This window comes from Bradyrhizobium sp. BWC-3-1 (assembly GCF_032917965.1).
GTDB classification, from domain to species: domain Bacteria; phylum Pseudomonadota; class Alphaproteobacteria; order Rhizobiales; family Xanthobacteraceae; genus Bradyrhizobium; species Bradyrhizobium canariense_D.
This window is the reverse complement of record NZ_CP136625.1, coordinates 4,883,749-4,904,259: the sequence shown is the minus strand read 5'-3', so window position 1 is coordinate 4,904,259 and position 20,511 is coordinate 4,883,749. Positions and strand designations below refer to the sequence as shown.

At 60.5% G+C, this 20,511-nt stretch carries 21 protein-coding genes, 1 tRNA gene and 1 pseudogene; 10 read left to right on the top strand and 13 right to left on the bottom strand.

Going from position 1 to position 20,511, the window contains the following annotated elements:
- Positions 1–83: 83 nt before the first annotated feature.
- The 3 genes from RX329_RS23805 to RX329_RS23795 form a co-directional block, all read right to left on the bottom strand.
- Positions 84–863 carry a hypothetical protein gene (locus RX329_RS23805; RefSeq protein ID WP_317244381.1) on the bottom strand — a complete coding sequence of 260 codons (780 nt, stop codon included), beginning with the start codon at positions 861–863 and terminating at the stop codon, positions 84–86.
- Between the two features lie 102 nt (positions 864–965).
- A complete protein-coding gene (locus RX329_RS23800; protein ID WP_317244380.1) occupies positions 966–1,199 on the bottom strand; it encodes a hypothetical protein in 234 nt (77 codons plus the stop codon).
- Between the two features lie 59 nt (positions 1,200–1,258).
- Positions 1,259–1,603, bottom strand: coding sequence for a hypothetical protein (locus RX329_RS23795; protein WP_317244379.1), 345 nt, complete (start codon positions 1,601–1,603; stop codon positions 1,259–1,261).
- A 481-nt stretch (positions 1,604–2,084) separates the two neighbouring features.
- Here RX329_RS23795 and RX329_RS23790 point away from each other — a divergent pair, with 481 nt between their 5' ends.
- Together RX329_RS23790 and RX329_RS23785 are read left to right on the top strand one after the other, a co-directional pair.
- On the top strand, positions 2,085–2,330 hold the full coding sequence (locus RX329_RS23790; RefSeq protein WP_317244378.1) for a hypothetical protein: 246 nt from the start codon (positions 2,085–2,087) through the stop codon (positions 2,328–2,330).
- 135 nt (positions 2,331–2,465) lie between these two features.
- Entirely contained in the window at positions 2,466–2,672 is a 207-nt protein-coding gene (locus RX329_RS23785) for a hypothetical protein (protein ID WP_143273922.1), read from the top strand.
- Positions 2,673–2,864: 192 nt separating this feature from the next.
- On the opposite strand, the gene RX329_RS23780 is transcribed toward RX329_RS23785, so the two are convergent.
- From RX329_RS23780 to RX329_RS23750, 7 genes are all read right to left on the bottom strand, one after another.
- Positions 2,865–3,158 carry a hypothetical protein gene (locus RX329_RS23780; RefSeq protein WP_317244377.1) on the bottom strand — a complete coding sequence of 98 codons (294 nt, stop codon included), beginning with the start codon at positions 3,156–3,158 and terminating at the stop codon, positions 2,865–2,867.
- Positions 3,158–4,771, bottom strand: a complete 1,614-nt coding sequence (gene tnpC / locus RX329_RS23775; protein WP_317244376.1) for an IS66 family transposase — start codon at positions 4,769–4,771, stop codon at positions 3,158–3,160. Before tnpC ends, RX329_RS23780 begins: the two co-directional genes overlap by 1 nt.
- 72 nt (positions 4,772–4,843) lie before the next feature.
- On the bottom strand, positions 4,844–5,191 hold the full coding sequence (gene tnpB, locus RX329_RS23770) for an IS66 family insertion sequence element accessory protein TnpB (protein ID WP_007591027.1): 348 nt from the start codon (positions 5,189–5,191) through the stop codon (positions 4,844–4,846).
- Complete coding sequence (gene tnpA / locus RX329_RS23765) at positions 5,188–5,577, bottom strand: IS66-like element accessory protein TnpA (RefSeq protein ID WP_007591026.1); 390 nt, start codon at positions 5,575–5,577, stop codon at positions 5,188–5,190. The genes tnpB and tnpA overlap by 4 nt, the downstream gene beginning before the upstream one ends.
- Before the next feature lie 248 nt (positions 5,578–5,825).
- Positions 5,826–6,041 carry a hypothetical protein gene (locus tag RX329_RS23760; protein ID WP_317244375.1) on the bottom strand — a complete coding sequence of 72 codons (216 nt, stop codon included), beginning with the start codon at positions 6,039–6,041 and terminating at the stop codon, positions 5,826–5,828.
- Positions 6,042–6,812: 771 nt separating this feature from the next.
- On the bottom strand, positions 6,813–7,031 hold the full coding sequence (locus RX329_RS23755; protein WP_085384609.1) for a DUF6894 family protein: 219 nt from the start codon (positions 7,029–7,031) through the stop codon (positions 6,813–6,815).
- A 1,304-nt stretch (positions 7,032–8,335) separates the two neighbouring features.
- Entirely contained in the window at positions 8,336–9,595 is a 1,260-nt protein-coding gene (locus RX329_RS23750) for a tyrosine-type recombinase/integrase (protein ID WP_317244374.1), read from the bottom strand.
- Between the two features lie 139 nt (positions 9,596–9,734).
- On the opposite strand from RX329_RS23750, the gene RX329_RS23745 reads away from it, so the two are divergent.
- Positions 9,735–9,806: transfer RNA gene (locus RX329_RS23745), tRNA-OTHER, on the top strand.
- Positions 9,807–9,952: 146 nt separating this feature from the next.
- Here RX329_RS23745 and RX329_RS23740 read toward each other — a convergent pair.
- Positions 9,953–10,249, bottom strand: a complete 297-nt coding sequence (locus tag RX329_RS23740) for a hypothetical protein (RefSeq protein WP_317244373.1) — start codon at positions 10,247–10,249, stop codon at positions 9,953–9,955.
- Positions 10,250–10,757: 508 nt separating this feature from the next.
- On the opposite strand from RX329_RS23740, the pseudogene RX329_RS23735 reads away from it, so the two are divergent.
- Together RX329_RS23735 and RX329_RS23730 are read left to right on the top strand one after the other, a co-directional pair.
- Positions 10,758–10,910 (top strand): annotated as a pseudogene (locus RX329_RS23735) (transposase); the annotation flags it as partial.
- Complete coding sequence (locus RX329_RS23730) at positions 10,877–11,944, top strand: IS3 family transposase (protein ID WP_317244276.1); 1,068 nt, start codon at positions 10,877–10,879, stop codon at positions 11,942–11,944. The pseudogene RX329_RS23735 and the gene RX329_RS23730, both read left to right, overlap by 34 nt.
- Before the next feature lie 88 nt (positions 11,945–12,032).
- Here RX329_RS23730 and RX329_RS23725 read toward each other — a convergent pair whose 3' ends face one another.
- Positions 12,033–12,887 carry a hypothetical protein gene (locus tag RX329_RS23725; RefSeq protein ID WP_317244372.1) on the bottom strand — a complete coding sequence of 285 codons (855 nt, stop codon included), beginning with the start codon at positions 12,885–12,887 and terminating at the stop codon, positions 12,033–12,035.
- A gap of 416 nt (positions 12,888–13,303) precedes the next feature.
- Positions 13,304–13,822: a septal ring lytic transglycosylase RlpA family protein gene (locus RX329_RS23720; RefSeq protein ID WP_317244371.1), complete on the bottom strand. Its 519-nt coding sequence runs from the start codon at positions 13,820–13,822 to the stop codon at positions 13,304–13,306.
- A gap of 394 nt (positions 13,823–14,216) precedes the next feature.
- On the opposite strand from RX329_RS23720, the gene RX329_RS23715 reads away from it, so the two are divergent.
- The 5 genes from RX329_RS23715 (at position 14,217) to RX329_RS23695 (ending at position 20,315) form a co-directional block, all read left to right on the top strand.
- A complete protein-coding gene (locus RX329_RS23715; RefSeq protein ID WP_317244370.1) occupies positions 14,217–15,365 on the top strand; it encodes a hypothetical protein in 1,149 nt (382 codons plus the stop codon).
- 2 nt (positions 15,366–15,367) lie between these two features.
- A complete protein-coding gene (locus RX329_RS23710; RefSeq protein ID WP_317244369.1) occupies positions 15,368–18,430 on the top strand; it encodes a hypothetical protein in 3,063 nt (1,020 codons plus the stop codon).
- Positions 18,431–18,439: 9 nt separating this feature from the next.
- Entirely contained in the window at positions 18,440–18,901 is a 462-nt protein-coding gene (locus RX329_RS23705; protein WP_317244368.1) for a hypothetical protein, read from the top strand.
- Positions 18,902–18,985: 84 nt separating this feature from the next.
- On the top strand, positions 18,986–19,198 hold the full coding sequence (locus tag RX329_RS23700) for a DUF2934 domain-containing protein (protein ID WP_317244367.1): 213 nt from the start codon (positions 18,986–18,988) through the stop codon (positions 19,196–19,198).
- A gap of 364 nt (positions 19,199–19,562) precedes the next feature.
- Entirely contained in the window at positions 19,563–20,315 is a 753-nt protein-coding gene (locus tag RX329_RS23695) for an outer membrane protein (protein WP_204511217.1), read from the top strand.
- Positions 20,316–20,511: the final 196 nt, after the last annotated feature.

The following is a 20,511-nucleotide window of genomic DNA, read 5'->3' as shown; positions in this document are numbered from 1 at the left end:
CAATTTACCGGATAAGTGGGCAATTAGGAAAAGGCCGAACATGGCAGCCCCGATCCCGCAGCGCGTTCGCATGTGCGACATGGCTAGACTTTTCCTTTAGCTTTTTTGGCTGCCGCTCTGGCCTTCTGCGCATCAATAAGGGGCCCCGGGTCTTGGTTTGTGGGTTCAATGACGCTGCCGAGGCGCTTTGACACGTGGAACAGATCGTCCCGCCATTCCTCAAGTGTTTCGGCAAAACCGCGGTGCAAGGTCTCTGCGAGGTCATGTGAGATGGGTCTGTCCATCTCCATGTTTCGGTTTTCGCCACCTCTGGCTCTGGTCATCACGAGGACGACATCCGCCGCGATACCCGGTGGCAGGAGACCGAGATTGCTGATGTTCGCTTTATAAACTGGAGCGTCGAATGTCGCGAATGACATGGACTTTGCGGTGGGAGGAATGCCTTTCTTGGCCATCTCCTTAGAAACAACAGCGAACATCTTATTAGAACGCCACTGCTCATTTATCTGATAATGGAGAGCGTACACCTCGGCCCACAAGGCATTCGCAAGGGAGCTTAGCCTCTTCCCAGTCTCTTCTAACTGACTGATCTGGTCGAGTTCGACTTGGTGAAGCCGAGCCTCACGGTCAATCTCTGATTGATTACGCTGAGATCTAATGAGATTGCTGAATCCGCGACGGGCTTGTTGCCCAATGATCGCCAGCCCGATAATTGCGCCGCATAGCGTCGCTGTGCCGGGATCAATCTTCCATTTCGCTTGCGTGTACGCCCAGACCATATTGAGGACGAAGATCGCCAGTGTTGCGGCGAGGGCGACGCGAAGTTCGATTGGTAGCCGGAGTAATCTGCGAAGGGACCGCACGAAAAATGCTCGTCGTTGAATGAATTGTTCAGGTTCTACCGCATCACGTGAACATGGCCGTAGGCTTCTGCCAGCGGTCGCTCGCAAAGTCTGCGTGGGGCTCTATTCTCGGCTGATCCATCTCCCCAAGAGAAGACTTAAGTTAATCACCCACGGCGGCGAACGATCAAACGGCACGTTAAAGGCCAGCCTGCCTCGATATTGAAAGCCGTGCTTCGTGAAATGGTTGTGGGCATCGATATTGTGCAGTGAGCGGATGAGCATATACTGATCTTCGTAATCCGTGTCAGAGAGCATCACCCGACGCACGCCACCGTGCTGCGGCCACTCAGCCATTCCCCTCTCAGTAAACTTGCCTAGGGGCGGGCTGACGATCGCAGGGTCAATCATTTCGCTTATCGCCTCACTACAACTACCGAGGGCGATGCCATCCAAGCAGCGGCGGCTGCCGATTCTTGAGCTCCAACCGATCGATTTGCGAGATTGCGGCGCTGCTCCTCGGCTGCGATGTCTGACTGAGCTTGGGTCGCCTCTTGGTTAGCTTCGGCCACCGTCATCTTTCCCGCCTGCACGCGTTCGGCTATGACCGCTCGTGTCGCCCAGTATTTATCGAACAGGTCGGTGTAGGTCGTGAAAGGCCTGATCGCCAGCGCGGCGGTGGCATTGCACTTGTTTTTGTCGATCATGTTTTTGGTGCCTTCGGGGAATTGCACCTTGCAGTTTTCAAAGCCCTGCTGCATGGCCGCGGCTGCTGCAGCTTATTGCTGCTCACGCTCTTGGCGCGCGGCAAGGCCGCAGCCGCCCAGCGCGACGCAAAGCGCCACGACGCCTAAATTACGCATGTGAAAAGCCCCCGGCCAAAACCAATCGGGGCGCACTGAACCTCAACCAGCGCGCGAGATCAATAGGTTGCGCGCGTAAAAGGCCGCAACTTGGGAAAAATATGCAAGGCTTGGGACGAAAAGGCGGAAGCGCCCCGAGGCGGGTTTTTGTTCTGCGCATGCGGAGGCGCTATCGGATGATCAACGCGCGGAGGTAGCCGCAAGACGGTCGGCGGTGGTGCTGCAGGCGGCTGAATAGCCCCTGGTTTCCGCATTTTAACCCGCTCCAGCCGAAAAGCTTGGGCTCGCCTTTACTTTCCGCACCAGCGCCCAATGAGGTAGGCTTGTGCTGGTGGCCGGCTGCAGCTAGCGCTGTCGTGCGGTCGGCAGGGGGAACACGGTGAGCAAGGCTCGGGAATTCGTAGATTTCTGGACGGAAAACAGTGTTCACGCTGCCGAACAGTATCGGACTGCCGGTGCTTCGCAGGATGTAACAGAACTCACGCGGCGGCTGATAGACGCTGCTAATGGGCAGGGTATCTCCGAAGCAGAGTTGCGGGCCGAGATCGGCGACATCCCCGTCTATATCGAAGAGCGTCTAAGAGCGGCGAACAGGGCTGAAAGCGAACGGCGGAGACCTGTCTAGTCCTTCCTGGACAGCCTCAGGGCAGGACGTGTCTCTTCTCCAGTAAGACTGGTCTTCGTTAGGCCCGCTTCCTTCGTTGCAGCCATCCGCTCGCCGTGGTGGTATCCTTGGTTCTATCAAGCGAAGGAGGTGGGAATGCTCAAGATCGTAGCCATTGCGGCCGTAGGGTTATTGCCGCTTTTGTTCAACGCAAGCGAAGCGAATGCCCAAGGGAAGATGGGCGGTAACTCGGGCAAAGGTGTCAGATGCCCAGTAAACACCTGCGGGAAAAGCGGAAAAGAACGCGCGATGGACGTTAAGTATTGCTCCGCAGCGAATTGTCCAAAAAACGGACCTAAATAAGCTTAGAGGCCGCCCGCTGAGGCGGCCTCTTCTGCGCCGGGTTCACGCTGGCTGGCCTTTCAAGATACCTGGAATTCAGCGCTTCCGCGGCTTCTTCCGGAGGAACGGCCGCATGATCTCGGTGCTGGTGAGGCTGGTTTCGAAGTAACCCTACGCGGTAGGCCGCAGCGCGCTGATCTTTCCAGTTAACCGTTAGAACTCGTCGGACTCCTCGGTTTTCGGCTTCATCGTCGCAGCGAGCACTTGGCGGCGTTTTTCGATGATGCTAGGGTCCTCTTTGTGGATTGCGATCAGCTCTTTGAGGTTCTCGATCCCCTCATCGGTGAACGCCATCACCCCATCTTCACCGACGCCCACGACCCATAGCTGGCCATCCTCGGGGTCCATTTCTTCGGCGACCTCGAACAGCCATTCCTCGTCTTCTCCAAGCATCTCGGCGACATGGCCGAGGGTAAACACGTGGCTGACTTTGTTGACGGGCCCCATCAAGCCGCCTGCGCCGCGAGGCCTTGCTGTTGCGCAATCTTCCAGTTCCAGGGCAGCAGCTCATCGAGCCTGTGGGCGGGGTGGATGGCGATGCGAGCGAGTACATCGGCAAGCCAGACCTGAGGATCGACGTCGTTCATCTTCGCAGAGACGATGAGGCTATACATGGCGGCGGCACGACGCCCTCCGCGGTCGGACCCGCAGAATAACCAAGACTTTCTGCCCAATGCGATGCCGCGCAGCGCTCTTTCGGCGGCGTTGTTCGAGAGACAGACGCGGCCATCGTCGAGGAAGCGTGTGAAGGAGCCCCAGCGCTTGAACATGTAGTTCATGGCCTTGGCCAGATCGTGACCGCGGGAGAGCTTGGCGCACTGCTCACGCATATAGGCTTCCAGATCGGCAACCAACGGAGCGCTCTGCGCCTGGCGGACAGCCTCTCGGTGGTCGGCGCCTTGGCCATTGATCGTGCGCTCGATTGCGAAGAGGGCGTCGATGCGACGCACGATCTCGATCGCAATCGGCGAGAGGGCGATCTCCTTCTTGCCAGCAGCCTTACGTCGCGCGTTTTCCTCAAGATCCGCCATGGCGAAGAACGGGCGCCGGGCATGCACCCAACAGGCCGCCTCCCTGATAGGCCCAGGACTTCGCGGGGGCTCGTAGAGTTTGGTGTATCCGCCGAAGGCGTCGGCCTGCAGGATACCGCTATAGTTGGCCAGATGCGCCTGCGGATGCTCGCCCCTTCGATCGCGCGAGTAATAGAACATTGCCGCCGGCGGATCTGAGCCGCCGAAGGGGCGGTCGTCCTTTACAAAGACCCAGCATCGAGCGACATCGCACTTGCCCAAGGCCAGCACGGGCACGGTGGTGTCGTCGCCGTGGAGGCGTTCGGATGCCATGACGTGGGCTTCCAACAGACGCAACAGCGGCTCCAATACCGTGCAGCACGCTCCGACGGCGTCGGCTGCGGTCGACAGACTGATCGGCACGCCTTCCAACGCGTAACGCTCGGTTTGCCGGTTCAGAGGCTGATGCTGGCCGAACTTCTCATAGAGCAGCATGGCCAGCAGGCTCGGCCCCGCCCACCCTCGCGGGATCACATGGAATGGCGCCGGTGCCTGGCTGATCTTCTCGCAGTCGCGGCAAGAGAACTTCTCGCGCACCGTCTCGATTACCTTCCACTGACGCGGCACCGATTCCAGCGTTCGGGTCACATCTTCGCCGAGCTTGCGCAAGCGATTGCCGCCGCAGCATTCGCACGCCGTCGGCGGATCGATCACCACCCGCTCGCGCGGAAGGTGGTCTGGGAACGTGTTGCGCTCAGCGCGCTTGCGCGTAAATCCGTCAACCGTAGTCGTTTTGGCGACTGCCTGCTCCGCCGCCAATTCGTCTTCCGTCGCGTTAGCTTCCAATTCTTCGAAGGTAAGCGCCAGCTGGTCGATCAACCGCGCCGAGCGCTCCGATTTCTGGCCGTAAACCTGGCGCTCGAGCTTCGCTATCCGCAAGGTCTGCTGCACAATCAGCGCGGCGTCCTCCGACGCCTTTGCCCGCGCTACCGCCAGCTCCGCTTTCAGCGCGGCGTTTTCTTCGGCAAGAGCGGCGCGATCAGCATCCATGAGACGAAGTGAATCATAGTTTTAGTGATTTGCGGCACCCCAAAATACGCGGGTTTCCACATTTTTCTTCGCTCATCCCGCCCTTGTCGGCCGCCACGTCAGTTGTGGATTGCGCCAATCGATCCCTTCGAGCATGTACGCCATCTGCGCCGCCGAGATCGACACCGCGTCACCTGACGCCGAAGGCCAGATGAACTTTCCGCGATCCAAGCGTTTCGCATAGAGCGACAGCCCGATCCCGTCATGCCAGAGGATCTTTGCCAAATCGCCACGCCGGCCTCGGAAGATATAGAGATCTCCGGCGTGGGGATCCCGCTTCAGGCTCTCCTGAACCTGCAAAGCCAGACCCTGCATGCCGCGACGCATGTCGGTGTGGCCGGTTGCGATCCAGACTCTGACGCCACCCGGTATCGGGATCATCGCCGGCTCAGAACATCAAGGACCCGCCCCAACGCGTCAGCATCGACGTTCTCGTCAACGCTGACACGCTTGCCGCCACCGAGTTCGATCTCGATCAGGCCCCGGCGCCTCCGGGGCGAAATCACCGCTGGGGCTTCAATCGATGGAACGCTTTCGGTCGCACCCGGGGTGAGCTGAACAGGGACAAGCTTCGGTCCCGCCGAAACGACACTCGCCAGGCGCGCCCGCCGCCGCCACGTGAACACCAAACTCGTCGAAATGCCGTGCCGCCGCGCGATCTCCGTCACAACCGCGCCGGGCGCCAGCGTCTCTTCGATGATCCGCATCTTATCGTCGCGAGACCAGCGACGACGACGCTCAACCCCGCCCAGGACCTCTACCCGCATCTACCGACCTTAAGGCTAGCCTTAAAGCTAGATCCTCGTCGGATACCTGCAACTCAACAAGGCGGCCCACCCCGGAGGAATACGTTTCGAACCCTTTTGGCAGCACCGGCAATTCGTCGGCCGTGGCCGCATTGCAGATGGGACAGGGCTCTCCAGCGCCGCCACAGCCGCAGGCGTGTGGGCCTTCCCATGGTCTGTCAGTGTGGTTCTCACAGACCCAAAAAGTTCCTGCGCAGTTGGGGCAGGGCTCACCCATCCTGCCTCCCGAACAACGTTGTCAGCGCATCAACGATTGCAGTCGCCTCATGGATCGGCTCGGGGCCGGACTGAGCAAGAACCTCCTCCTCTGAGATCAGGATGCCGGGCGGCCCGAGCGTCTCGACGGCCTCGCGGACCATCCGCAGGGCCGCCCATGCGTTCTGCATGTTCTCGCGCCAAGCGGCGTCGGTGGACGGCCCTTTCATTGATCCCTCTTCAGCTTGCGCCGCCCCCAATGCGGCTCCTTGCCCCGGGGGTTTAACGCTGGGACGTAGTGGCGGTTCAGTGCCCGCATGACCCGATCCGGGCGAACATCGTTGGGCTCGCTCCCGCATGATGTAAGTTTCCATGCAAATCCTAATGATTCGGGGGGGCCGTGGGTACTTTGCTACTGTTACTCGCGGCGTGCGTTGTTGGTGTCCTTCTCGTGCTGGCCTTCCGCCGATAGGGCCGACTGCGGACGCAAGGGTTGCCATGAATCCTCAGCGCAGCGCCGAATTAAGCTTTTTGGCGGGTTGTTTTTGACTGTGCGCGGTTGAGCGCGTTCACTCCATAGCTGGAGACGAACGTGATCACTTGGCTGCTAGTAATCGTAATCGCGCTCAGCGTTGCAATCCTGATTGCCCACGCTATCGACGCGATACGTTCCTGAAGCTCAGCGCAGCGACGCGAGCTATTGGTTGCTGTGCGTGTGGCCCGCTCGCATCAGACGGCCGGTTCACGCTGGCGGGCCTAAATGCGTTGGTGCCCATCTTGGGAGGGGCAAAGTCAGGCCGGACATCAGCGCCGCGACTACCGCAGCCCTGGCAGACGAAGCGCGGCTCAAGGTCCGATAGCCTCATACTGTCAGGCCATCGGTCGGCCTTCAGAGCAACGTGATGGCCGCAGTGGCAATAGACCAGCACGCCGCGTAAGCCCATCTCGCGCATCTCGCCGAAGGGTGATCGATCGCCGGTTCGCGCCGTTAATCGAACTCGCTATTGCCATGCGCCCAGCGGAGCATGCGCAATGGCATTGCCATCCTCGTCGTAAACGACGATGCACATCCCCTTACAAATTAGCTCGGGCATTTCCGCGAGGATCTCTTGCGCTAGCACGGACGCAAACTCTTGCGCCTCATCCCGATCCAAGATGATTGGGGCGAGATCGGATTCGAACTCGGTCAGATCACTTATGCTGTAAGTGCAAAGAAGCATGGCTGCTGTCCTCGCCTTGTCGCAGCGGTGTCCCGGTAGCGGCTTAGAGGCGGCCCCGGCTCATGGGGGCTGGAAGGATGGGCCGGGGTCGCTCCGCTGGCTTCCGGTCGAGCGAGCCAGCAAGACTTCCAAGCCGGGGCAACGGTGCTAGGTTCCTAACGTAGTGCCAGCAGATCCTGGCCGGGCGTAAGCAGCCTCACGTAGGTGCCGCTCTCATGCAGCTCCAGCCAGCCGCGCTCGACTGGCATACCAAATCAGGCGGCAGACTGAGCAGGAGTCTTCTTTCATTCGTTCTAGCAGCGCGTAAGAGTCCGCCGACTGAGACCGGATTTTTGGTTAGATTTCGTGATCGAACCGCTCACCCCCCCCATCGACTAACACTTGATTATTTCCAAAATCATAGGTGGCGCGATGTCCTCTCCAGAAGAAGACGATCGACGCGAATTTTTAAGATCCTGCGGCAGGTTCGCCGCCGTAACACCGCCGACCATTACAGTGTTGCTTTCGACCTCACTGTGCAGCAACGCAATTGCCAGCTCCGACGGCCGGCGTCGTGTATGCCTAATAACTACCGCTAAGCGTGGAAGGTCGCCCGATGGGCGGCCTTAGACCGTCGCCCATGCTTGGCCTGATTTGCCCGACTGCGGTATTGCGGATGTGGAGAACTAGTGGAGCGGCTTCCCAGCCGCAAAGCCGGGGGCGGGCCTTCCGCAGGCGAGCCAGAACAGTAAGGGAGAGCGCTGCCGGGCTCGAAATGCCAAGTCCCCCCGGCGGCGCTCTTGTCTCAGACTGGGCACTGAAATCCCACTCCTGTTCAACTCTGCAATGATTATGCCACAGGTTGATGACAGCGGGCTTCCTCGACCGGTGGTCTGTGCTGGCGCCCACGTCGAATCCTGAGCGGCAGAGAAGCGGCCCCAGCCCGGGGCTGGCTAGGACTGGGGCCTTGCCTAGGCAGACGTGCTGACCATTGCCACTTTTTCCTGCTTAGAAATAGGCATGGGTGGTCTGCTTCAGATGGACACTCGCCTATTCGGCAAAGAGGCAGCCGCAGTTCTCCGGGCGAGAACAGATTGTGATTTTAATAAATCTTCGTTTGTTCCAAAAGCGTGTATTTATAAGCGGAACACCTAGAAGTAAGTCCGACCTCAGTGGTCGGCTTAGAGTCGGCCCCGGCTTCATGGGGGCTGGAAGGTGGGCCGGGGCCGCTCCGCCAGCTCAGGAGAGGAGCTAGCAAAACCTCCAATTTTCCGTCTGCGCGTTCGTTCCTCTAGCGAGCGCTCGTTGTCGCGAACTGAGGCGTTCTATTTCCCGCTCAGCGCGGCGGCGATTTTGCCTGCAATCAGATCCGCAGCCCGCTTGGCAGGATCGACCGCAATATGCGCGTAGCGCGCCGTGGTGCTGGCCTGACTATGCCCCAACAGGCGCCCGATAATAGGAAGGCCAAGATCGGAGCCCGCTCCGACGCTGGCGAAGCTATGGCGTAGGTCATGGATCCTGACGTCATCAATCCCAGCGCGCTTGCGGACTGCACGCCATGGTCGGTTTAAATCGAAGCGTGGGGTTTCGTCTTTCGTGCCGGCCGACTCACCTGCGATCACATAGACCCCGATCCGGGGTAGGGCGTCCAAAATCGCGATAGCGGGCGCGGACAGGACAACCGTCTTCTGGCCGGTTTTGGAATCCGGCAGGAATAGGAGGCCGCGGCCTGCGTCGTATTCCTTCCAGCGCAGATCAAGAATTTCGCGCAGGCGCGCGCCGGTGAACAGCAGCAACCGCAACGCTGCGGCGGCATGCTGATCGACCTTGGTAAGGCGGTTCTCAGGCTTGGGAGCGTGCTTGGTCTTCTTCGTCGGGTCCGGCTCCCACGGAATGCCAACCGTTTCGGCCTCGCGGAGAGCGTCACCAAGGCGCTGTAGTTCTTCCCCGGTCAGGTAGCGCTGCCGTTGCTTCTCGTCAAAATGCTCAATGCCAACGGCGGGATTCTCAGCGCCCTTCGGTAAAATCTTCTCCCTCAGCCCGAACGCCCAGATGGTACCGATTAATGCCACAACGCGGTTCGCGGCGACTTTGTGCGTCTCGCCTATCCTGTTGTGAAGGCGGCTAACGTCGGAGTGTGTGACAGCCGTGGCTTTCTTCCTGCCGAGGGCAGGGCGAATGTGGTTTTTGATATACCCACCGTTCAACCGAATGGTCCCAGCCTTCCGCTTCGGCTCAAGGTGCTTCGTGGTGAACGCGTCGAGCAATTCATCAACCGTTTCGGCCTTCCTGGCGGTGCCGCGCTCAGCGGCTGGGTCGGCGCCCAGCTTCACCTTGGCAAGTAGCGTTTCAGCGGCTTCCCGGGCCTTCTCAGGCGACAGCGTGGCAGGGGTACCAATCACCATGCGCCGCTTGCTGACGCGCCTACCGCCTTCGCCTGGCCGATATTCGACTATCCAAGAGAGGGCGCCATTGGCTGTGGCTTTGACGCCAAACCCCGTCAGGTCGGAGTCATAGAAAATCGTTGTTTTCGTAACGGAAGGCAGGCCGGTAACGGCACGTCGTCCAAGCTTAAGGATTGGCATTGCTTCCCCCAGAGTCGCCACCGAGTAGCCACCGTATCATGTATTGAGCGGAAACGAGGGGAAAGCAAAGGAAATGGGTGCTCGTTTTTATATAATGATATCAATCGATTAAAATGTGAACGGAAACCAGAGCCACCAAGGGGCACCAACCGGAAAACAGTCTGATAAGTTTTGGGTACTGCAGGTCGTTGGTTCGAATCCAGCTGCCCCGACCAATCAACCCTTTGAAACTGCCTATACATTTTGACTCCCTGTTCGACGTCATTGCGCCCGCGCTACCCCGGGGAAGCACCGGGGAAGCACGAGCGCGGATTCTAAGCCTTTCGGGCGGCTTGTACACCGCCCCGGGGCGGCTCTTCAGTTCAAGTGCTGTTGGCTTTCCGCCGCGGCCTTTGCCTCCAACATTTTCATCGCGGCACCCAAAGTCACGGCGGCATCGATTTCGACCAGGTTGCCGGGTAGCGGGCGGAATTGGCCGGCCGCCTTTCCCTTGAGAGGCGCCAGCATCGCCGCGGCGGTCGCCGAGCTCACGTGGCACCGGATCAGGGCGTTCCCACCCTCAATGGCCAGGATTAGGTCGGTCCCACGGCGGGCGAGCATGGCGCCGAGGTCATTCGAATTCGTCGAGGTGCGGAGGGCGATTGAGCTGCGCATAGTGTTTTGCCTTTCGAGCAAGATGCGAGTCCAGGGGCGAAATGACCGACACTAGGCGGCCCCGCGCACCTTTGGGCGTGCGCCTTGGACATACGCGCGCGGCCCCTGGACAAGAATTGTGATTTGCCGCTTACCGGATTGGCTATCGGCTAGTGTGTTGGGCTTTCGACCCGCAATCAGGATGCGCTCAGCTGAAAAATCGACAACGAATATTTTGTCTGGAAAAGTCTAATACGTAAAACCAGACGGCTAAGAGCTTATTCGGATTTGCGCATCTATCGATTTGATCGCTTTTGTCGGGTTTTTCGACCGCGCATCAATCGACAAGAATCGCCCGGTCTCGAACCAGTTTTCGCGCAGAAACTATTGATTGGAGTCAGCGACTTACCTTCATGCCCTGCCAGTTGGAGGAGTGCAAAATCCGCGGCCCTGTGTGAAGCGATGGTGACCTGCCCCTGCCGATTTCCTCCGGTTGAAGTTAGAGTCCGGCCCTCTGAAGGACGGACAGATGAAGCGAGCCAAGTTTACGGAAGAGCAGATTATTGGCGTGCTGCTTGAGCATGAGGCAGGTGCGAAGACTGCCGATTTGGCGCGGAAGCATGGCGTCTCTGAAGCGACGCTGTACAATTGGAAGGCGAAGTTCGGCGGAATGGACGTCTCCGAGGCCAAGCGGTTGCGGCAACTCGAGGACGAGAACGCCAAGCTGAAGAAGCTGCTGGCCGAGCAGATGCTGGATGCTGCGGCGCTACGCGAGCTTTTGTCAAAAAAATGGTAGGGCCCGTCGCCAAGCGCGAAGCCGTCGCGCACCTGCAGGCCGCCATGGGTCTGTCGGAGCGGCGGGCCTGCAGCATCGTCGGCGCTGACCGCAAGATGGTTCGCTACCGATCGTGCCGACCGCCGGACACCGAACTACGCGGCCACTTGCGCGAGCTTGCCAATGCCCGTCGGCGGTTCGGCTACCGCCGGCTGTTCGTGCTGCTTCGCCAGCAGGGCGAGCCGTCCGGGCGGAACCGGATCTACCGTCTGTATCGAGAGGAAGGCCTCAGCGTGCGCAAGCGCCGGGCCCGCCGCCGCGCCGTCGGCACCCGAGCGCCGATACTGGTCGAGGCTCGGCCGAACGCCCGGTGGTCGCTGGATTTTGTCCACGACCAGTTCGCCAGCGGCCGTCGCTTCCGGGTCCTGAATATCGTCGATGACGTGACCCGGGAATGTCTGGCGGCCATCCCCGACACCTCGATCCCGGGGCGGCGGGTGGCACGCGAACTGACGGCGCTGATCAATCAGCGCGGCAAGCCGGGCATGATCGTCTCCGACAACGGCACCGAGTTCACCTGCAATGCCATGCTGGCCTGGTCGGCGGAGAACAAGATCGACTGGCATTTCATTGCGCCGGGCAAGCCGACGCAGAACGGTTTCTGTGAAAGCTTCAACGGCCGGATGCGGGACGAGCTTCTCAACGAAACCTTGTTCTTCGGCCTCGATCACGCCCGCGCCAAGATTGCGGATTGGGTCGGCGACTACAACGGCCAACGCCCGCATTCCTCGCTCGGCTATCTGACCCCTGCGGCCTATGCCGCCTACCTCACCGCAACGTGCGATCGGCTCCGCAACCCCGACCAGCTCCGCCAATCGCACGTTGCTCACACCGCGCCAAACGGCGTAACATCCGCCGAGACTCTAACCGCTACTGGGTGAAACTTCAGGGGCAGGTCACCGGCTTGGTGTCCGAAGGCCGCAAGGCGCTCTCGCTAATTTTGAGATTCCGGAGAATTCAGGGCTTCATTCATTGAGGGTCGTCGGCGATGTCAGCCAAAATGCCGCTGCGCTCTAACGGATCGATCACTTGCTTATTGAGGACCTCTACGGCGCACCTCTTGAGAACCTTCTTCACCAGCTTGTATTTTTCCAAGTAGAACTTGAGTCCACGAACTGTCTTCGTGTTTTTTGGATCGCGTTCCAGCGTCACACCTTTGGTCGCCGCGGCAATATCCTGCTTGAGGCTGGTAAGACCACTTTCGAAGGATTCATCTCTGCATTTCTTGGCGTAGTCTTCCGGGTCGAGGTCGGTAATCTCTTGCGGCTGCTCTTGCTTGGCATCGGCTGCCGCAGACGAAGGCGTCTCTGCGGGCGAATTCGCTTCCATCCGGGATGGCCGCTTCTCAGGAGTTTGAATTACCGGCTGTTTGACCCGTGAAGGGTCTATCTTCGCATGCTCCAAACTCACTGATGCGTTCTCGAGCGCTTTCTTGAAGTCGGGGGAGATATCCGCGATCGCATCCAATGCGCGCTTCGATCCCGCCACGGTGCCCGATGCAACTTGCCCAGGCTTGACCGGCTGAGTGCCGGGGCCGTGAGCCACAGCAGCGCTTTTTGGGAGAGGCTCGTCGCACTTCATAGGTTTGAGCTCTACGCCGTCGATCTTGCCGCTTACGCCGCTGCAATCTTTAGCCGGTTTGGCCGACTTTGCGTTTTGGCCGTTCACGCCAGCGGCTACACTGGGTGCAGTCGGAGCCGGATTGGCTGGCGCGGCAGGTGCTCTACCAATGCGCACGGCTCTCGCGATTCCCCCATTCGCCGTGATGGAGCCATTAGGCTGTAGAGTGTAGACCCACGACCCCATGCTCGTGTTGTAGCTCATGTTATTGCCAGCGCAGGTCCAAGTACCCTCTGCCTGACAGGCCGCGTGCTCAGTACAGATGGCTCTTCCGTCAGCGGTGAGTGTCCCCTTGTTTCCCCCGGAATGCCGCCATTCGCCTATGAACTTGGAGGCGCAGCTCGCTGGCGGAGCGGCAAAGGCGGGTGTCACTGAAACGGCGGCTGCAAAGGGCAGGAAAAGAATGAAGCGCACTGAAATCCCCCCAGAAAAAATACGATCGGACGTTATCGGCAGTCAGAAGTCCCTTCAAGGACCTCGATGAACTGCCAGCCGGGACCTATCAGCAAGAAAATGTTTGTCCACGGAGGCTTGCACTCAGCAAGACACGCTGGCCAGGCGGTCCAGCGGGTCTGCTGGTCGACCGGTGTGGACGGCTGCGGTTCTCCGCAGGGCGTTGGCTAAAGCACCTCTGCCCGAACTTGGGCGACGCCACGATCGGTGATTCCTAAGCTGCGAGCGGCGCCAAGCGAAAGGTCGATGACGCGACCGCGAACCCATGGTCCGCGATCGGTGATACGAACGACCACCGATTTACTGCTCTCCAGGTTAGTGACGCGAACATGCGTGCCAAACGGCAGATTGCGATGAGCTGCAGTTAACGAATTCCGATCGAACGTTGCGCCGCTCGCTGTCTTCCGTTTCGAATACGAGTAGAAGGAAGCCTTCCCGGAAAACACCCGGTTGAAAGATTGAATACCGGAACGATCTCCCGAACTGGGCGCCAGCTCGTGCCCGATAGGAGGTTGTGTCTGGGGGCTCTGAGTGGTCTGCTCCGGAGCCTCAGGAGCGGGCTCGGCGTGCGCCTTTGGAATGATGGACCATCTATCATTGAAGTCTTGTGCTGCAGCAGAGTCTACATGCGCCCATATCCACGCCGGTACTGTTGCAATTGCGACTATTCTACAAAGAAGATGCATGGTCGGCCTCACTACAATTATTAAGCAGAAAGACAATGCGATCTTTTGAGGCGTGTTCCTGAACACGCTTTTCCTGTGTGGCAAAAGGTGAATGCATACCGACGTCATCGAGTGGATAGCGATATTCGCGAGAAGCAATTGCAGCAGCGCGGGGTCTCGTTGCAGCGCATCACGGGCGCACCTGTCAGGGTGGGGCGCGTCATCTGGCCGGACGGGTGTGCGTCAAACGGGCCATTTGGATTTTTAACGCAGAGGGTCTCTGAGTGACGATCCTGCGCCGTAACCTTCTGCTCACTTTCGTACTCTAAAGTTACATCCACGGACGTCTACGCCGCTTCGCCGACGGCACCCACCGCGCAATCCCGCGCTCTTCCTCTCACCCCGCCGGCGGCAGATGTCCTCAACCCCCTACAACCGACAGAATTCCTTTGCGCTGTTCAGCGCTGAAAATCCATCTAAGCAGCAATCCGGGACCGACCTGGATGCAGAGTTCAACGCCGTAAAACTGGCGATGGACGACACCCAACAGAACCTGGCCAAGATCCAGGACGACGATGGTGCTTTGAAACGGGGAAGCGTCGGCAAAGCGCAGTTCGACAGCAGCGTGTCGTTGGGTTTCAGGGCCCCGGCGCAGTGGGCGAGCGGCGTTAGCTACGACGCGAACATCAGCACCGTCTTTCGAAACTCCATCTTTTACATCGCGAACACCACCCACACGTCTGGAGCGTCGTTAGAACCCGAGAAGTGGGATGAGATCGCCGACTTCACCGCGGCCGCTGCCATTCCGGACGGGTCCATTACGTCAGTGAAGCTGGCCGCAGGTGCGGTTGCGGGCGATAAGCTGGCTGACGGCGTTGTGGCGAATGCGAAGCTCGCAACGGGCTCGGTGGCCACGAACAAGCTGGCCGACGGCAGCGTAATTACGCAGAAACTGGCCGACGCAGCCGTCAGCTTCTCCAAGCTTGGCGCTGACGCGGATCACATCATCCCTGCCGGCCTCGGTCCGTTGCCATGGTCGTTGCCGACGCTGCCCTCTGGTTGGGATTGGGCTGACGGTGGAGTGTTGCTGACGAGCACCGCTTTCCCGACACTCCGGCAATCTCTGATCGACGCCGGCTTCCCACATGGCCAGGACGGCTCCGGCAACCCCAAGAAGCCGGACGGGCGCGGGCGCGTCATGGCCGGCGCCGACGGCGGCGCGAACAGGCTCACGTCAAGCTATTTGGGCTCGTCCGCGGTTCTGGGCGCCGCCGGAGGAGCAGAAAGCGTCACGCTGAGCGCAGCCCAGATGGCTCCACTAAATATTAGCGGAACGACTAGCGGTTCCCTGGCAGTTTCGGGCAGCGCCAGCGCCGTCGTTGGTGACAGCGGCGGCGGCGGTATCGGCGGTGGCGGTAACTTCGGCCATCAGCAAACCATCGGAGTCGCAGGTTCCACTTCCGGCTCTCTTAGCGTTTCAGGCTCGACAACTAACGCCGGCGGGCAAGCGCATAAGAACGTTCAGCCTACGTTGGTCTGTAACATGATCATCAAGGCGCATTGACGATGCCGCAGATCATCGACTTCGAAGGTCAGCGTCACGAGTTTCCAGATGACTTCACGCCGGCGGACATCCAACGTGCACTAAGCTCGATCCCGCCGGTTCAGCCTCAAGCGCAGAACGTCTCTCCCAAGATCTCATTTGACGACCTCATTCCGCCGCTTCCTCCGGGCTTTCAGCTCGACGGGCCGCCCCAGCCCGCGGCGCCACCTCAAGCGGCGGTGCCCGCGCTGCCGCCCGGCTTTACGTTGGACCAAGCGCCCGCGGCGCCGCAGACGGCCGTTCCGGTGACGACGCCGAGCGGCCGCATCTACGTGGCGCCTGCGGACGTGCCGCAACAGCCCAAGCCGATCGACCGCCCCGCGTCGCTCCTTCCGAGCAGCGTCGGCGGCGCCGTGCGCGACTTCACGGTTGGCGCCCAGGGCGTCGGCAAGGGGATCACCGACATCGTCACCGGCCCCTTCGATCTGGCGGCCGGCGCGCAAAACCTCATCACCGGCGGCATCAACAAGCTTGCGGGCACGAACATTCCGCCCGCGATCCCGGCGTCAAAGCTGGTTGAGAAGGCCACCTCGGTCCTCCCGGGCATTGATCCCGCCACGATGTCGTCGAGCGAGAAGCTCGCTTACGACGTCAGCCGTTTCGGCACTCAAGCCGTCGGCACCGGCGCCATGCTGGCGGCTCGAGCGCCGAGCGTCGCCGCTGCGACAACGCGGTCGGAGACGCCCGTCGGGCGTGTGCTCGATCACATGGCCAGGCCGTACACGGACGCGCCGACGCGGACACTGGTTGGGGATACAATCGGCGGCATGGGCTCCGGCGTCGCGGTGAACGCCGCAGATAACTACGTCCCCGAGCACGCTGTCGTCGGGGACACATGGCCAAAGGCGATTGCTAACGCGCTTGCGCCCGTCGTTGGAGCCGTCGGCGCGAACAGCCTCCAAGGCACTGCGGAGGGACTTGCGAGCCTGATCCGAAACATCGCGACGAAGTCCTTTGGCTCTGCTTCTGCGCCGATCCCGCTCAATCCGAACACCAGGGCGCCTTACAGCAGCGCTGACGTCGACCGGGCAGCCGCCAAAATCCAAGGCACCGCGTCTGGCCCGCCCCGTGCGCTGGCGCAGGACATCCGCGAGAACGCGGCAGCCTTGTCGAAGCCGACTGAGGCAGGAGTCGAGCCGTTGCAAGCCTCGGCCATGCCGACTTCCGGCCTCCTTTCACTTGATCCCGGTCTTATCGCCGCGGAGCAGGGCGCGCGCCTCAAGACTTCACCTGACTTCGTCAAGCGAGACCAGAACGTAAAGGCCGCCGCTGCCGAGCGTGTTGAATCCACGCGAGATCCGGAGGCTGACCTCGGGGCCGTGATGCGCCGCGCCGCCGCAGCGCGGGACGAGCGCATTAGCGCCGCGGAGAACGACATCCTCCAACGGGAAGATGCGACGCGAGCTGTTGATCAAATCCGGGCAGACCAAGGAGAACCGCTCAGTGCGCTGGCAAACAGCGAAGTCAAAGCAAACGCCTCGCGGCGCTTAGATGAGGCCCTCGTCGATCGTACCTACATCCCGGCTCGAGCCGAGAAGAACCGGCTGTTTGATACGGCGGCCGGGCGCCACGAGGAACTCCCCGCAGACGAGATATTCGGCGCCATCGATCGCGTCCGCCGTCAGGCGAGCGGGCTGGCCCCAGGCGTGCTGCCAGAGGACTTCATGCGGCGGCTGAATGCCCTTCGTCCACAGATAATTGAGCATCCGCCGGAAAGCGGGCAGATGGTCAACGTCGGAGGACCCGGCACCGCGCCCGGCGGCGATCTGGCCGATCTTCGCAAGTTCATCGCTCCCGCCATCGAGCGCGCGCAGTCATCTGGCAATTTCGATTTGGCCGACAACCTGCAAGCACTGCGGCGCTCCGTCAACCGCACGATCGAAGAAGCGCCCGGCTATTCGGAAGCAAATGCAAACTATCGTCAGTTTGCAGACCGCTTCCGACCCGAGCGCAATGACGAAACAGCCCGATTCACCCGCGAACTCGACCGGGGCGGCCAGAACGCTGACGGCGAGCTCAACAGGGGCTCAACGCCTCCGAGCGCTACGGCAGATCGGTTTTTGGCGGCGCCGGAGAAAGCAGCCAGCCTGACCCGCACGCTCGATGGGTCACCGGCGGCTCCGGCCGGATACGCGGCGCTTCGCGATTATCTTCGCGCGGACTTCGCCAAATCGGCCCTCAACAATGACGGCACGGTCAACTCGATCCGCGCGAACGCTTGGGGGCGAAACAATGCAGACTTGTTGGCGCAATTTCCGGCGGTACGGGGCGAGTTCGACGAGATCGCCGCCGCCGCACGTCGTGGGGAACAGATGTCCGCGCAGGCGCGATCGGATCTTGATGCTGCTCGCGCGGCCCGCGACGTGACAGAAGCTGAAATTGATCGCTCCGCTGTCGGTACCTTGTTTCGCGAGGATCCTCGCGACGTCGCGCAGAAGCTCCTCGGCGGCAAATACGACGCCGGCGCCAAGCTTGACGAGATCAACGCGCTAATCAAGAACGATCCCCAAGCGGTGCGCGGTTGGAAGGCTGCTGTATCCGAGGTCCTCGCCGACAAAGTCCAGGGCACTCGGCAGGTGGGCGAGACGCTCGAAGTTCAATTTGCCAGGTTGGCGCGAGAGTTCAAAGATAATGAAGCGCTGCTCGCAAAGACGTTCTCGCCAGAAGAGATGAACAATCTCCGGCAGGCGCACAAGATCCTGTCGTACTTCAAGGAGGCGGAGAAGAGGGCGACCGCTGGGTCGGATACTGCCGAGAAGCTCAACATCCCCGGATGGGCGCAGCTGGCGGTACGCCACTTCAAAGGTGATCTCGCCGGCGGCGGCTTGATAAAGCGATTCAAACTGCTGCTCGAGATGCTCCCGTCTAGCAAGCAGAATGCGGATGAAATCGTGCACTTGGCGTGGTTCGATCCGAACGTAGCCTCGTACCTCCTGGAGCGACCAGTAAAGAACCCGAACGTGGCGCAGTACAATATTGACTTGCGCCGCCTCATCGCAGCAGCGAACGCGTCGCGCGAGAACTAAGGAGCTTACATGCCGTCGATCGCAGCTTACGACCTCAGCGAACAGCAACGCACTTTGGTGCGCCTTATCGTGAACGAAGGTAAGCGACCCGAGGAGGCCGCAGAGCTCGCCGGCTATCATCCGAAGTCCGTTTACAAGACGATGCGCCTGCCAGCAGTCGCGGCGGCGATTTCGGAATCGATCCAGCTCGACCTTGCTGTGGTTGGCGCACCACTGGCTTATAGGGTGGCGAAGTCACTGCTGCAGGATGCCAGTGTTAGTGCTCGTGTGCGGGCGGACCTTTCAATCAAGGTCCTTGACCGGGCAGGGCATATTGCGCCCACTCGCAAGGACTCGTCGTCGCAACAAAAGGCGCTTTCCGAGATGTCTCGCGATGAGCTCGCAGCGTTCATCGAACGCAATCAGGCCGAGATCGATAAGGTTGAAGGCGAACTAGCGTCGAGGGCGAAGGACGTATCCTATCTGGGATAGCGAGTATCGCGAGTTCCATACGTCGGCTTGAAATCTTGTTAACCGTCTGGCGGCAGGATGCCGCTCCGAAATCGGAGGAGCACCATGTCTGATCTGGAACAAAACATTCGCGAGCGCGCCTACCAGCTTTGGGTGGAGAACGGCTGCGAGCAGGGTAAAGCCGAGATGCATTGGCTAGACGCTCAGCGCGAGGTTCTTGCAGCCGCACTCGGAGGCGTCGCTCGTGTGTCCAATGCCGGGACTGGCAAGTTGAAGACCAAGGCCGCGGCGCCTCGCAAAAAGCGGCGAGCTGCCTAGTGCTCAACGCGTTGGCCGTTGCGCGTCCTGCGCCAAACGAAGGTACCCATGAGCTCAGTTGGTCCGGCCGCCGGACTGGGCCTTCCTGGGTGAAGCAACACCTCGGTCCCGACGGGACCTCGCACGAGCTTCAGGTTCGATCCCGTTCTGCTGGTCGAATTTCCTGATCCAAGATTCGCCGCGGAAGGGAAGCCATCAAAGGTTTCCTTCGTGGAACCTAAGTACCTACCCTGCATCAGGTATTCGGTCGATCTCTCACCGGGTGTTGCAGGCTCGCTACAGCAAAGACAGACGGAGAGGCTAAGGTTTTGGCGGCAGGTGGGGGCATGCGTCGTCCTTTCAATTTTTCCTTGGGGAGAACTCTATGAGAAAACTTCTAGTCACTGCGGCGGCCGGGGCACTGGCCCTCGGCCTATCGGCTCCCGCCAGCGCGGCGGACCTGGCAGCGCGTCCCTACACCAAGGCGCCTCCGATGGTCGCCGCTATTTATGACTGGAGCGGCTTCTACATCGGCGCCAACGGCGGTTGGGGCTCAAGCCGCAACAGCTGGGATTCGGTTGCGCCCTTCCTGGTGGGCCCCGAAGGCTCGCACGATGCGACTGGCGGAGTTGCGGGTGGTCAGGTCGGTTATCGCTGGCAGACTGGGACCTGGGTGTTCGGCCTCGAAGCGCAGGGCGACTGGGCCGACTTGCGAGGCAGCAACCTGAGCACCCTGTTCGGACCGGGCTTCCGCAACGATTCACGAATCAATGCCTTTGGTCTGTTCACGGGTCAGCTCGGGTGGGCCACCAACAATGTCCTGTTCTACGTCAAGGGCGGTGCGGCCGTGACCGATAATCGCAACCGGATCTATTCGACTGCGACTGGCGCTGTGCTTGCTACCACCGGCGATGACACCCGTTGGGGCGGTACCGTCGGGGTGGGCCTGGAATACGGCTTTGCCCCCGGCTGGTCGGCTGGTGTCGAATACGACCATCTGTTTATGCAGGATCGTACCCTCGCATTCACGGGTCCCGCGGGCCTAGCATTCGGTGCGGATCGCATTCGTCAGGACGTCGATCTCGTCACGGTTCGCGTGAACTACAAGTTCGGCGGCCCCTCTATCGGACGGTACTAAATCGTTCAGCTCTTCCGTTCCAGTCAACTGGCCCGGCCGCATTGCGGTCGGGCTTTTTTCTTGCTGCTTGGTTTCTTGTGTTTGGTAACCTGTGAATACAAGCCGAACTGAGCCGCTTGGCAGAGTGGGCGAATTCGTCATGGTTGCACTACCGCGATCGTGTTCGAAACCGGCTGCCTAGCTCCCTCGTTCTCCG

Coding starts and splice junctions, on each gene's coding strand:
- RX329_RS23755 (WP_085384609.1), bottom strand. CDS start 7,031: ATGCTTCTTTGCACTTACAGCATAAGTGATCTGACCGAGTTCGAATCC.
- RX329_RS23740 (WP_317244373.1), bottom strand. CDS start 10,249: ATGCGCAGCTCAATCGCCCTCCGCACCTCGACGAATTCGAATGACCTC.
- RX329_RS23795 (WP_317244379.1), bottom strand. CDS start 1,603: ATGCAGCAGGGCTTTGAAAACTGCAAGGTGCAATTCCCCGAAGGCACC.
- RX329_RS23700 (WP_317244367.1), top strand. CDS start 18,986: ATGTCTGATCTGGAACAAAACATTCGCGAGCGCGCCTACCAGCTTTGG.
- RX329_RS23705 (WP_317244368.1), top strand. CDS start 18,440: ATGCCGTCGATCGCAGCTTACGACCTCAGCGAACAGCAACGCACTTTG.
- RX329_RS23715 (WP_317244370.1), top strand. CDS start 14,217: ATGTCCTCAACCCCCTACAACCGACAGAATTCCTTTGCGCTGTTCAGC.
- tnpA (WP_007591026.1), bottom strand. CDS start 5,577: ATGCGGGTAGAGGTCCTGGGCGGGGTTGAGCGTCGTCGTCGCTGGTCT.
- RX329_RS23750 (WP_317244374.1), bottom strand. CDS start 9,595: ATGCCAATCCTTAAGCTTGGACGACGTGCCGTTACCGGCCTGCCTTCC.
- RX329_RS23760 (WP_317244375.1), bottom strand. CDS start 6,041: ATGAAAGGGCCGTCCACCGACGCCGCTTGGCGCGAGAACATGCAGAAC.
- RX329_RS23725 (WP_317244372.1), bottom strand. CDS start 12,887: ATGAGCTACAACACGAGCATGGGGTCGTGGGTCTACACTCTACAGCCT.
- RX329_RS23780 (WP_317244377.1), bottom strand. CDS start 3,158: ATGGGGCCCGTCAACAAAGTCAGCCACGTGTTTACCCTCGGCCATGTC.
- tnpC (WP_317244376.1), bottom strand. CDS start 4,771: ATGGATGCTGATCGCGCCGCTCTTGCCGAAGAAAACGCCGCGCTGAAA.
- RX329_RS23710 (WP_317244369.1), top strand. CDS start 15,368: ATGCCGCAGATCATCGACTTCGAAGGTCAGCGTCACGAGTTTCCAGAT.
- RX329_RS23800 (WP_317244380.1), bottom strand. CDS start 1,199: ATGGCTGAGTGGCCGCAGCACGGTGGCGTGCGTCGGGTGATGCTCTCT.
- tnpB (WP_007591027.1), bottom strand. CDS start 5,191: ATGATCCCGATACCGGGTGGCGTCAGAGTCTGGATCGCAACCGGCCAC.
- RX329_RS23695 (WP_204511217.1), top strand. CDS start 19,563: ATGAGAAAACTTCTAGTCACTGCGGCGGCCGGGGCACTGGCCCTCGGC.
- RX329_RS23785 (WP_143273922.1), top strand. CDS start 2,466: ATGCTCAAGATCGTAGCCATTGCGGCCGTAGGGTTATTGCCGCTTTTG.
- RX329_RS23720 (WP_317244371.1), bottom strand. CDS start 13,822: ATGCATCTTCTTTGTAGAATAGTCGCAATTGCAACAGTACCGGCGTGG.